The following is a 9448-nucleotide window of genomic DNA, read 5'->3' on the forward strand; positions in this document are numbered from 1 at the left end:
TCGGACGCGTCAGGCGAAAGTTCGCGACGAGGGCCCGTACCGCATTTGCAAAATTGTTCCGGGTGGACCGCGTTGCCGCCGTCCACCGACGAATCAAGCCTCTTCGACCACCTTCACGAGGTGGGCGACCTTGGCGATCATGCCGCGAACGGCGGGCGTGTCCTCGAGCGTGCGACGCCGGTGCATCTTGTTCAGGCCGAGACCCGTCAGGGTCTGGCGCTGTTCCTTTGCACGGCGAATGGGGCTGCCCGTCTGCTCGACCGTCACTGTCTTGTCAGCCATCGAACTTATCTCCTTCAACCTGATGAGCGAACGAAGCCTCAAGCGGCTTCGGACGTCTCCTCAGCCGATTCCTGGTGGTTGGAATGGCCGGTTGCGGCCTGACGGCGAGCCTGCAGCTCGGAATATTTGATCCCGCGCTTGGCCGCGACATCCTTCGGATGCGTCGCCTGCTTGAGCCCGTCGAACGTTGCCCGAACCATGTTGTAGGGATTCGAGGAACCGAGCGACTTCGCGACGACGTCATGCATTCCGACGGCCTCGAAGACGGCGCGCATCGGGCCACCCGCGATGATCCCGGTACCGGCTTCCGCGGCGCGCATCAGCACCTTGCCGGCACCGTGGCGACCATGCACGTCATGATGCAGCGTACGGCCGTCGCGCAGCGGCACGAAGATGAGATCGCGCTTGGCGGCTTCCGTCGCCTTGCGGATGGCCTCGGGCACTTCGCGTGCCTTGCCGTGGCCGAAGCCGACGCGGCCCTTGAGATCGCCGACGACGACGAGAGCGGCGAAGCCGAAACGGCGGCCGCCCTTCACGACTTTGGCGACGCGGTTGATGTGAACGAGCTTGTCGACGAAACCATCATCATGGTCGTCCCTGCGGTCGTTGCGAGGCGCCATATCCTAGTCCTTATTTTTTTCCGGAGGCGTCATTGCGAAAGAACGGGCGCCGACCGGCAGCCCGTTCCTGGAGTTTTCAAGCCGTCCGATACAACAAAATACCGGGCGGCGAAAGATCAGAAGTTCAGGCCGCCTTCGCGGGCCCCTTCCGCCACGGCCTTGACGCGGCCATGATAGATGAACGCGCCGCGGTCGAACACGACGTCGGTGACGCCGGCTTCCTTGGCCCGTTCCGCGACGAGCTTGCCGACGGCGGCGGCAGCCGCAACGTCGGCGCCCGTCTTCAGATCACCCTTCAACGTCGAATCGAGCGACGAAGCGGCAGCGAGGGTACGACCGACGCTGTCGTCGATGACCTGCGCATAGATGTGCTTCGACGAGCGGTGGATCGAGAGCCGGGGGCGACCGTTTGCGACCTTCTTGATCGAACGGCGAATACGTGCGGCCCGGCGGCGTAGTGTATCGGTTTTGCTAACCATGACCTTACTTCTTCTTGCCTTCCTTGCGGACGATCTGTTCGCCGGCATATTTCACGCCCTTGCCCTTGTAGGGCTCGGGAGGACGATATTCGCGGATCTCCGCGGCGACCTGTCCCACGCGCTGCTTGTCGATGCCGCTGACGACGATCTCGGTCGGCTTCGGCACCACGATGTCGATGCCATCGGGCGTGTTGTAGATCACCTCGTGCGAGAACCCGAGCGACAGCTGGAGATTGTTCCCCTGCTTGGCCGCGCGGTAACCGACGCCGGAGATCTCGAGCTTCTTCTGGAAGCCCGCGACGACGCCGACCATCAGGTTCTCGATCATCGTGCGGCTCATGCCCCACTTCGACCGGGCGTCCTTCGACTTGTCGCGCGGATCGACCGTGATCGACCCGTCTTCCATCTTGACGAGGACTTCGTCGTTGACGACGAACGACAACTCGCCCTTCGGTCCCTTCGCCTTGACCGTCTGCCCCTCAACCGAGGCAGTCACGCCATTGGGCACAGCGACCGGCTTCTTACCAATACGAGACATATTCGAAACCTTGTCCGTTTGCTCTGTGACGTTCCACGCAAGACCCTTTTAGAGGATCTGGCAGAGAACCTCACCGCCCACGTTCTGCTCGCGCGCGGCATGATCGGCCATAACGCCCTTCGGTGTCGAAAGGACTGTCACGCCGAGACCGTTTGCGACCTGCGGAATGGTCTTGGCCGAGACGTAGACGCGCCGACCAGGCTTGGAGACGCGGGCGATCTCGCGGATGACCGGGGCGCCCTCGTAATATTTGAGCTCGATGTCGAACTCGGTCTTGCCGGCCCCGTGCTCGGTGGTGGTGTAGCCCCGGATGTAACCCTCGTCCTTCAGAACGTCGAGAACACGCGCGCGGAGCTTCGACGCCGGGGTCGAAACGCTCGTCTTGTTCCGCATCAACGCATTGCGGATGCGGGTCAGCATATCGCCAAGTGGATCGGACAACTGCATAATCGTGTTCCCTTACCAGCTTGACTTAACGAGACCAGGAATCTGGCCGTTATTGCCGAGTTCGCGCAGCGCGATACGGCTCATTCTGAGCTTGCGGTAGTAAGCCCGCGGACGGCCCGAAACCTCGCACCGGTTGCGCACCCGCACCTTCGAACCGTTGCGCGGAAGATCCGCCAGTTCGAGCTGCGCCTTGAAACGCTCTTCCATCGACGCCGACGCATTCTTCGTGATCGCCTTGAGGGCGGCCCGCTTCGCGGCGTACTTCGCAACCATCTCGCGACGGTGCTTGTTCTGCTCGATCATGCCTTTTTTGGCCATGATGTGATCCTTTCTCGAATGCCGTTACTGGCGGAAGGGGAAGTTGAACGCGGTCAGAAGAGCGCGCGCTTCCTCGTCAGAAGTCGCCGTCGTACAAACGATGATGTCCATGCCCCACATCTGATCAACCTTGTCGTAGTTGATCTCCGGGAAAACGATATGTTCCTTGATGCCCATGGCGAAGTTGCCATTGCCATCGAAGCTTTTCGGGTTCAGGCCGCGAAAGTCACGAACGCGCGGCAGAGCGATCTGCACCAGGCGGTCGATGAATTCGTACATGCGGTCCTTACGAAGCGTGACCTTGGTGCCGATCGGCATGCCCTCACGCACCTTGAAGCCGGCGATCGACTTCGAGGCGTGCGTGATAACAGGTTTCTGCCCGGCGATCAAAGCGAGCGATTCTGCGGCGTTCGCCGGCTTCTTTGAATCGCCGGTGGCTTCGCCGACGCCCATATTGATCACGACCTTGTCGATCCGCGGAACCTGCATCGGGTTCTTGTAGGAAAACTGCTCCTGCAGCTTGCCCCGGATCTCGTCGCGATACACGCCCTTGAGACGCGGCTCATAAGAGGTTGCGGCTTCAGCCATTGATCTCTTCTCCCGAACGCTTGGCGAAGCGAACCTTCTTGCCATCGTCGTTCACCTTGATCCCGACGCGGGTCGCCTTGCCGTCCTTGGGATCGGCAAGCGCAAGGTTCGACAAATGGATCGGCGCTTCCTTGGAGATGATGCCGGCTTCAGCACTCTGGGTCTGGCGCTGGTGACGCTTCACCATGTTCACGCCACGCACGAGAGCCTTCTCGTCCTTCAGCATCATCTTGACGATTTCGCCCGACAGACCTTTGTCCTTGCCGGCGAGCACGACGACATTGTCGCCTTTACGGAGTCTATTCATCGTCCGCTCCCCCTTAAAGAACTTCCGGTGCCAACGACACGATGCGCATATGGTTCTTGGCACGCAGTTCACGCGGAACTGGGCCGAAGATGCGGGTGCCGATGGGCTCTTTGTTGTTGTTGATCAGGACCGCGGCATTCGAATCGAAACGAATGACCGAACCGTCCGCACGACGGATATCCTTGGCCGTGCGAACCACGACCGCCTTTGCAACATCGCCCTTCTTGACGCGTCCACGCGGGATGGCTTCCTTGATCGAGACGACGATGATGTCGCCTACGGAAGCATACTTGCGCTTGGAACCGCCCAGAACCTTGATGCACATAACGCGGCGGGCGCCCGAATTATCGGCCACGTCCAAGTTTGTTTGCATCTGAATCATGTCAGCTCGCCTTATAAGCTACTGCCGGGAACGCCCTCTCGAGGCGCCACTCCCGGAAAAATTGTTCAACCCGCGACTGCGGCGTCCTCTACGACGACGATCCAGTTCTTGTCACGCGAAATGGGACGCGTTTCCTGGATCGCGACGCGGTCACCAACCTTGAACTGGTTGGTCTCGTCGTGCGCCTTGTACCGCTTGGTCCGGCGCACGGTCTTCTTGAAGAGCGCGTGGGTGAAGCGACGCTCCACCAGGACGACCACGGTCTTGTCGTTCTTGTCGGAGACGACCGTCCCCTGCAGAATTCGTTTTGGCATGTTGATCCTCAGGCCTGAGCCCCAACCGCCTTCTGGGCGGAGATGGTCTTGATCCGGGCGATGTCGCGACGAATCTGACGCACGCGGGCGGTGTTTTCGAGCTGACCCGTGGCACGCTGGAAACGCAGATTGAACTGCTCTTTCTTCAGCTTTACGAGCTCGTCGGTGAGTTCGTCCTGGGTCATCGTTCTGACGTCGGAAGCTTTCACGTCAAACTCTCCTTACTCGGCGATACGCTGGATGAAGCGCGTGCGAACCGGCAGCTTCGCAGCTCCCAGACGCAGCGCCTCGCGGGCGATGAGCTCGTCGACCCCATCGATTTCGAACATGATGCGGCCAGGATGGACGCGTGCTGCCCAGTAATCGACGGAACCCTTGCCCTTGCCCATACGGACTTCGGTCGGCTTGGAGGTCACGGGCAGATCCGGAAAGATCCGGATCCATACGCGACCCTGGCGTTTCATGTGACGGGTGATCGCGCGGCGGGCCGCCTCGATCTGACGCGCCGTCACGCGCTCCGGGTCCATCGACTTCAGGCCGTATGCACCGAAATTCAGTGCGGTACCACCCTTGGCGTTTCCATGGATGCGACCCTTGAACGCCTTACGGTATTTTGTGCGCTTTGGTTGCAGCATCTTCTATTCTCCGAATGCTAATCGCTTAGGCGTGCTCACGGCGGCGATTGCCACCCTGGCCTTCGCCCTCGATCTGACGGCGCTCGGAGGCCATCGGATCGTGCTCAAGGATTTCGCCCTTGAAGATCCAGACCTTCACGCCACAGATACCGTATGCCGTGACCGCTTCGGCCGTGCCGTAGTCGACGTCGGCGCGCAGCGTATGCAAAGGCACGCGGCCTTCGCGGTACCATTCCGTACGAGCGATCTCGGCGCCGCCGAGGCGGCCGCCGCAATTGATACGGATGCCTTCCGCACCGAGGCGCATCGCCGACTGGACGGCGCGCTTCATGGCGCGACGGAAGGCGACGCGGCGTTCGAGCTGCTGGGCGATCGACTGAGCGACGAGCGTCGCGTCGGTCTCAGGCTTGCGCACCTCGATGATGTTGATGTGCGTCTCGGCATCCGTCATCGTGGACAGCTTCTTGCGAAGCTTCTCGATGTCGGCGCCCTTCTTGCCGATCACAATGCCCGGACGTGCCGAGTGAATCGCGATCCGGCACTTCTTGTGCGGACGCTCGATGACGATCTTCGACACCGCGGCCTGCTTCAACTCGTCGAGCAGGAACTTGCGGATCTTCAGATCCTCATGGAGAAGCGAACCATATTCGCGGCCGGAGGCGAACCAGCGGCTGTCCCAGGTACGGTTGATCCCGAGCCGGAAGCCGGTCGGGTTGATTTTCTGACCCATTACGCGGCCTCCTCAAGTTCTTCAACCTCACGAACGACAATCGTCAGATGAGAGAACGGCTTCTCGATCCGGCTGGCCTTGCCGCGGCCCCGGGCGTGAAAGCGCTTCATCGTAATGGACTTGCCGACATAGGCCTCGGCGACGATCAGCGAATCGACGTCGAGGTCGTGGTTGTTCTCGGCGTTTGCGATCGCACTTTCAAGTGTCTTCTTGACGGTCTCGGAAATACGTTTGCGCGAGAATTCGAGATCCGCGAGGGCTTTGTTGACCTTCTTGCCGCGGATGAGCGCGGCAACGAGGTTAAGCTTCTGCGGACTGACGCGAATGGTGCGGGCAACGGCTCTCGCCTCGTTGTCCTTGAGCTGACGCTCAGCTTTCGCCTTGCCCATGGTTACTTCCTCTTCGCCTTCTTGTCGGCGCCGTGGCCGTAATAGGTTCGCGTCGGCGAGAATTCGCCGAACTTGTGTCCGACCATGTCCTCGTTGACCGAAACCGGAATGTGCTTGTTGCCGTTATAGACGCCGAAGGTCAGTCCGACGAACTGCGGCAGGATCGTGGAGCGACGGCTCCAGATCTTGATCACGTCGTTGCGACCGCTTTCGCGCGACTTTTCGGCCTTTTTAAGAAGGTAGCCGTCAACGAACGGGCCTTTCCAGACGGAACGTGTCATTGAGAGTATCCCTTACTTTTTCCGCTGGTGGCGCGAGCGCATTATGTACTTGTCGGTCGACTTGTTCGAACGGGTACGCTTGCCCTTCGTCGGCTTGCCCCAGGGGGAAACCGGGTGACGACCACCGGACGTCCGGCCTTCACCACCACCGTGCGGATGGTCGACCGGGTTCATGACGACGCCGCGAACGTGCGGACGCTTGCCGAGCCAGCGCTTGCGGCCGGCCTTGCCGAGATTGATGTTGCCATGGTCCGGGTTGGACACCGCACCGACCGTCGCGAAACAGGACGACGGGACGAGGCGCTGCTCGCCCGAATTCAGGCGAAGAATCGCCATGGCCGGATCGCGGCCCACGAGCTGGGCATAGGCACCGGCCGAACGTGCGATCTGACCGCCCTTTTCGGGCTTCATCTCGACATTGTGGACGATCGTGCCGACCGGCATGGCCGACAGCGGCATCGCATTGCCCGGCTTCACGTCGATGCCGGTCTTGCCGGACACCACCTGGTCGCCGGCGGCAAGACGCTGGGGCGCGAGGATGTAGGAGACCTCGCCGTCCTCGTAGCGGATCAGCGCGATGAACGCGGTCCGGTTCGGATCGTATTCGAGACGCTCCACCGTCGCCGACATGTCAAGCTTGCGACGCTTGAAGTCGATCATGCGATAGGTGCGCTTGTGACCACCGCCCTGGTAGCGGGCCGTGATGCGGCCGGTATTGTTGCGGCCGCCCTTGTTCGAAAGGCCTTCGGTCAGATGCTTGACCGGCTTGCCCTTCCAAAGACCCGAACGGTCGACGATGACCAGCTGGCGCTGGCTCGGCGTGTTCGGTTTGAAATTCTTAAGTGCCATGATGTGCTTCCTCCGGTCCTTGCAGTCTTAAAGACCGGTCGAGACGTCGATGGACTGGCCTTCGGCCAAGGTCACGACGGCTTTTTTCTGATCGCTCTGCCTGCCGATCCGGCCCTTGAAGCGCTTCACCTTACCCTTGCGGATAAGCGTGTTGACGGCTTCGACCTTCACTTCGAACAGAGCCTCGACGGCCGCCTTGATCTGCGGCTTGGTCGCGGTCTTCGGGACGTTGAAGACGACCTGATTGTTCTCGGACAACAGCGTCGACTTCTCGGTGATCACCGGTGAGGTGATGACGTCGTAGTGGCGAACATCGCTCATTTGAAACGCTCCTCGAGTGCGTCGACGGCCGACTTCGACAGAACAAGCGTCTGGCGACGAAGAATGTCGTAAACGTTGATGCCCTGGATCGGCAGAACGTCGATCTTGGGAATGTTGCGCGAGGCGCGAGCGAAGTTCTGGTCGAGCGCCGAGCCATCGATGATCAGCGCGTTCTCGATGCCGAGATCGGCGAAGGTCTTGACCATACCCTTGGTCTTGCCTTCGGCGGCCTTCAGCTCGTCGATGATCATCAGGCCGCCGGACTTCGCCTTGGCCGACAGCGCGTGCTTGAGAGCCAGAGCGCAGACCTTCTTGGGAAGATCGTGGGCATGGCTGCGCGGCGTCGGGCCGTGGGCGATACCACCGCCGCGGAACTGCGGAGCCTTGGCCGTCGAGTGACGGGCGCGGCCCGTTCCCTTCTGGCGGTACATCTTGGCGCCGGTGCGCGCGACGTCCGAGCGACCGAGCGTGGAATGCGTCCCCTGCTGGCGCTTGGCCAGCTGGTAGCGCACCATGCGGTGCAGGATGTCCTCGCGCGGCTCCAGGCCGAAGATCGCCTCGGACAAGGTGACGGTATCGCCGTCGGCGCCGTCAAGCTTCTTGATCGTGATGTCCATTATTCAGCTCCCTCGGCAGCGGCCGTGGTCTCTTCGGCAGCACCGTTGCGCGCAGCTCCACGCAGAGCGGCAGGCTTGGGTGCGTTCTCGGGCAACGTCGCCTTGACGGCGTCGCGGACTTCGATCCAGCCGCCCTTGGAGCCCGGAACGGCGCCGCGGACGAGGATCAGGCCCTTGTCGGCGTCGGTGCGCACGATCTGGAGGTTCTGCGTGGTGACGCGAACCTGGCCCATATGGCCGGCCATCTTCTTGCCCTTGAACACCTTGCCCGGGTCCTGGTTCTGACCGGTGGAGCCGTGGGCACGGTGCGAGACGGACACGCCGTGCGTGGCCCGCATGCCGCCGAAGTTGTGACGCTTCATGGCACCGGCAAAGCCCTTACCGATCGAGGTGCCCGTGACGTCGACCATCTGGCCTTCGACGAAATGATCGGCGGTGATCTCGGCACCGACATCGATCATGTTGTCTTCCGTCACGCGGAACTCGACGAGCTTGCGCTTGGGTTCGACGGAAGCCTGGGCGAAGACGCCCCGCATGGCTTTCGACGTGTTCTTGACTTTGGCGAGGCCAGCGCCGACCTGAACGGCGGTGTAGCCGTTCTTGTCGGCAGTACGCTGACCGACGACCTGCAGGTTCTCGACCTTCAGGACGGTGACCGGGACATGTTCACCAGCATCCGTGTAGATGCGGGTCATCCCGACCTTCTGAGCGATCACTCCTGAACGCATGGGTCTCATTCCTTCCCCGCTCGAATCAGAGCTTGATCTCGACGTCAACGCCGGCGGCGAGGTCGAGCTTCATCAGCGCATCGACCGTCTGCGGCGTCGGGTCGACGATATCGAGCAAACGCTTGTGGGTGCGCATTTCGAACTGCTCGCGCGACTTCTTGTCGATGTGCGGCGAACGGTTCACGGTAAACTTCTCGATCCGCGTCGGAAGCGGGATCGGTCCGCGAACGTTGGCACCGGTCCGCTTGGCGGTCGAAACGATCTCGCGCGTCGAGGCGTCGAGAACCCGGTGATCGAACGCCTTCAGGCGAATACGGATATTCTGGCCGTTCATGTTTTTCGTCCTCTGTCGGAGCCTTCCGTCATGCCGGCGCTTTCCGAACGTTATGTCTTCTTGTCAGCCATTCGCATGGTGGTCGAACCACCTGCCTTCCGAAATCAGAAGGCCCAAGAAAAAACGCGCCCCGCTAAGGCCGGGGCGCGCCCAACTTGAAACGCCTTACTCGACGATCGAAGCCACGATGCCGGCGCCGACGGTGCGGCCGCCTTCGCGGATTGCGAAGCGCAGCTTCTCTTCCATCGCGATCGGCACGATCAGCGTCACGTCCATCGCCACATTGTCG

Annotated in this window: 21 protein-coding genes; all 21 read right to left on the reverse strand. The window is 61.3% G+C overall.

All coding sequences use genetic code 11. The features are described 5' to 3' along the window. Positions 1–93 precede the first annotated feature (93 nt). Complete coding sequence (gene rpmD, locus U0C82_RS16090; protein ID WP_322188447.1) at positions 94–282, reverse strand: 50S ribosomal protein L30; 189 nt, start codon at positions 280–282, stop codon at positions 94–96. Positions 283–320: 38 nt separating this feature from the next. Then, positions 321–902, reverse strand: coding sequence for a 30S ribosomal protein S5 (rpsE, locus tag U0C82_RS16095; RefSeq protein WP_322188449.1), 582 nt, complete (start codon positions 900–902; stop codon positions 321–323). A 116-nt stretch (positions 903–1018) separates the two neighbouring features. Next, complete coding sequence (gene rplR / locus U0C82_RS16100; protein ID WP_322188451.1) at positions 1019–1381, reverse strand: 50S ribosomal protein L18; 363 nt, start codon at positions 1379–1381, stop codon at positions 1019–1021. A 4-nt stretch (positions 1382–1385) separates the two neighbouring features. Beyond that, entirely contained in the window at positions 1386–1919 is a 534-nt protein-coding gene (gene rplF, locus U0C82_RS16105; RefSeq protein WP_322188453.1) for a 50S ribosomal protein L6, read from the reverse strand. A 48-nt stretch (positions 1920–1967) separates the two neighbouring features. Then, positions 1968–2366, reverse strand: a complete 399-nt coding sequence (gene rpsH, locus U0C82_RS16110) for a 30S ribosomal protein S8 (protein ID WP_322188455.1) — start codon at positions 2364–2366, stop codon at positions 1968–1970. Between the two features lie 12 nt (positions 2367–2378). After that, positions 2379–2684: a 30S ribosomal protein S14 gene (gene rpsN, locus U0C82_RS16115; RefSeq protein WP_322188457.1), complete on the reverse strand. Its 306-nt coding sequence runs from the start codon at positions 2682–2684 to the stop codon at positions 2379–2381. A gap of 24 nt (positions 2685–2708) precedes the next feature. Beyond that, on the reverse strand, positions 2709–3272 hold the full coding sequence (rplE, locus tag U0C82_RS16120; protein WP_322188459.1) for a 50S ribosomal protein L5: 564 nt from the start codon (positions 3270–3272) through the stop codon (positions 2709–2711). After that, complete coding sequence (gene rplX / locus U0C82_RS16125) at positions 3265–3579, reverse strand: 50S ribosomal protein L24 (protein WP_322188461.1); 315 nt, start codon at positions 3577–3579, stop codon at positions 3265–3267. Before rplX ends, rplE begins: the two co-directional genes overlap by 8 nt. A gap of 13 nt (positions 3580–3592) precedes the next feature. After that, positions 3593–3961, reverse strand: coding sequence for a 50S ribosomal protein L14 (gene rplN / locus U0C82_RS16130; RefSeq protein ID WP_322188462.1), 369 nt, complete (start codon positions 3959–3961; stop codon positions 3593–3595). Between the two features lie 65 nt (positions 3962–4026). Further along, positions 4027–4275 (reverse strand): 30S ribosomal protein S17, encoded by a 249-nt coding sequence (gene rpsQ / locus U0C82_RS16135; protein ID WP_322188464.1) that lies wholly within the window; start codon positions 4273–4275, stop codon positions 4027–4029. 8 nt (positions 4276–4283) lie between these two features. Beyond that, the gene (gene rpmC, locus U0C82_RS16140; RefSeq protein ID WP_322188466.1) at positions 4284–4484 is read right to left on the reverse strand and encodes a 50S ribosomal protein L29; all 201 of its coding nucleotides are present in this window, start codon (positions 4482–4484) and stop codon (positions 4284–4286) included. A 12-nt stretch (positions 4485–4496) separates the two neighbouring features. Then, complete coding sequence (gene rplP, locus U0C82_RS16145; RefSeq protein WP_322188468.1) at positions 4497–4910, reverse strand: 50S ribosomal protein L16; 414 nt, start codon at positions 4908–4910, stop codon at positions 4497–4499. A gap of 25 nt (positions 4911–4935) precedes the next feature. Further along, positions 4936–5640 (reverse strand): 30S ribosomal protein S3, encoded by a 705-nt coding sequence (gene rpsC, locus U0C82_RS16150; RefSeq protein WP_322188470.1) that lies wholly within the window; start codon positions 5638–5640, stop codon positions 4936–4938. Beyond that, positions 5640–6029, reverse strand: coding sequence for a 50S ribosomal protein L22 (rplV, locus tag U0C82_RS16155; protein WP_322188472.1), 390 nt, complete (start codon positions 6027–6029; stop codon positions 5640–5642). Before rplV ends, rpsC begins: the two co-directional genes overlap by 1 nt. A gap of 2 nt (positions 6030–6031) precedes the next feature. Next, positions 6032–6310, reverse strand: coding sequence for a 30S ribosomal protein S19 (rpsS, locus tag U0C82_RS16160; protein ID WP_116681357.1), 279 nt, complete (start codon positions 6308–6310; stop codon positions 6032–6034). 12 nt (positions 6311–6322) lie between these two features. Beyond that, positions 6323–7159 carry a 50S ribosomal protein L2 gene (gene rplB / locus U0C82_RS16165; protein WP_322188475.1) on the reverse strand — a complete coding sequence of 279 codons (837 nt, stop codon included), beginning with the start codon at positions 7157–7159 and terminating at the stop codon, positions 6323–6325. Positions 7160–7186: 27 nt separating this feature from the next. Continuing rightward, positions 7187–7480, reverse strand: a complete 294-nt coding sequence (locus U0C82_RS16170; protein WP_322188477.1) for a 50S ribosomal protein L23 — start codon at positions 7478–7480, stop codon at positions 7187–7189. Continuing rightward, positions 7477–8097 carry a 50S ribosomal protein L4 gene (rplD, locus tag U0C82_RS16175; protein WP_322188479.1) on the reverse strand — a complete coding sequence of 207 codons (621 nt, stop codon included), beginning with the start codon at positions 8095–8097 and terminating at the stop codon, positions 7477–7479. Before rplD ends, U0C82_RS16170 begins: the two co-directional genes overlap by 4 nt. Continuing rightward, entirely contained in the window at positions 8097–8825 is a 729-nt protein-coding gene (gene rplC / locus U0C82_RS16180; protein ID WP_322188481.1) for a 50S ribosomal protein L3, read from the reverse strand. Before rplC ends, rplD begins: the two co-directional genes overlap by 1 nt. A 25-nt stretch (positions 8826–8850) precedes the next feature. Continuing rightward, positions 8851–9159 (reverse strand): 30S ribosomal protein S10, encoded by a 309-nt coding sequence (gene rpsJ, locus U0C82_RS16185; protein ID WP_007066362.1) that lies wholly within the window; start codon positions 9157–9159, stop codon positions 8851–8853. A gap of 165 nt (positions 9160–9324) precedes the next feature. After that, a partial coding sequence (locus U0C82_RS16190; protein ID WP_322188517.1) for an EF-Tu C-terminal domain-related protein occupies positions 9325–9448 on the reverse strand: 124 nt, incomplete at its 5' end.

This window comes from Fulvimarina uroteuthidis (assembly GCF_034321785.1).
Taxonomy (GTDB): Bacteria; Pseudomonadota; Alphaproteobacteria; order Rhizobiales; family Rhizobiaceae; genus Fulvimarina; species Fulvimarina uroteuthidis.

Bases quoted from the DNA above. Each gene is read 5' to 3' on its own strand.
- rplF (WP_322188453.1), bottom strand. From the start codon at position 1,919: ATGTCTCGTATTGGTAAGAAGCCGGTCGCTGTGCCCAATGGCGTGACT.
- rplV (WP_322188472.1), bottom strand. From the start codon at position 6,029: ATGGGCAAGGCGAAAGCTGAGCGTCAGCTCAAGGACAACGAGGCGAGA.
- rplC (WP_322188481.1), bottom strand. From the start codon at position 8,825: ATGCGTTCAGGAGTGATCGCTCAGAAGGTCGGGATGACCCGCATCTAC.
- rplR (WP_322188451.1), bottom strand. From the start codon at position 1,381: ATGGTTAGCAAAACCGATACACTACGCCGCCGGGCCGCACGTATTCGC.
- rpmD (WP_322188447.1), bottom strand. From the start codon at position 282: ATGGCTGACAAGACAGTGACGGTCGAGCAGACGGGCAGCCCCATTCGC.
- rpsN (WP_322188457.1), bottom strand. From the start codon at position 2,684: ATGGCCAAAAAAGGCATGATCGAGCAGAACAAGCACCGTCGCGAGATG.
- rplE (WP_322188459.1), bottom strand. From the start codon at position 3,272: ATGGCTGAAGCCGCAACCTCTTATGAGCCGCGTCTCAAGGGCGTGTAT.
- rpsQ (WP_322188464.1), bottom strand. From the start codon at position 4,275: ATGCCAAAACGAATTCTGCAGGGGACGGTCGTCTCCGACAAGAACGAC.
- rplB (WP_322188475.1), bottom strand. From the start codon at position 7,159: ATGGCACTTAAGAATTTCAAACCGAACACGCCGAGCCAGCGCCAGCTG.
- rplN (WP_322188462.1), bottom strand. From the start codon at position 3,961: ATGATTCAGATGCAAACAAACTTGGACGTGGCCGATAATTCGGGCGCC.
- rpsH (WP_322188455.1), bottom strand. From the start codon at position 2,366: ATGCAGTTGTCCGATCCACTTGGCGATATGCTGACCCGCATCCGCAAT.
- rpsS (WP_116681357.1), bottom strand. From the start codon at position 6,310: ATGACACGTTCCGTCTGGAAAGGCCCGTTCGTTGACGGCTACCTTCTT.
- rplD (WP_322188479.1), bottom strand. From the start codon at position 8,097: ATGGACATCACGATCAAGAAGCTTGACGGCGCCGACGGCGATACCGTC.
- rpsJ (WP_007066362.1), bottom strand. From the start codon at position 9,159: ATGAACGGCCAGAATATCCGTATTCGCCTGAAGGCGTTCGATCACCGG.
- rpsE (WP_322188449.1), bottom strand. From the start codon at position 902: ATGGCGCCTCGCAACGACCGCAGGGACGACCATGATGATGGTTTCGTC.
- rplX (WP_322188461.1), bottom strand. From the start codon at position 3,579: ATGAATAGACTCCGTAAAGGCGACAATGTCGTCGTGCTCGCCGGCAAG.
- rplP (WP_322188468.1), bottom strand. From the start codon at position 4,910: ATGCTGCAACCAAAGCGCACAAAATACCGTAAGGCGTTCAAGGGTCGC.
- rpsC (WP_322188470.1), bottom strand. From the start codon at position 5,640: ATGGGTCAGAAAATCAACCCGACCGGCTTCCGGCTCGGGATCAACCGT.
- U0C82_RS16170 (WP_322188477.1), bottom strand. From the start codon at position 7,480: ATGAGCGATGTTCGCCACTACGACGTCATCACCTCACCGGTGATCACC.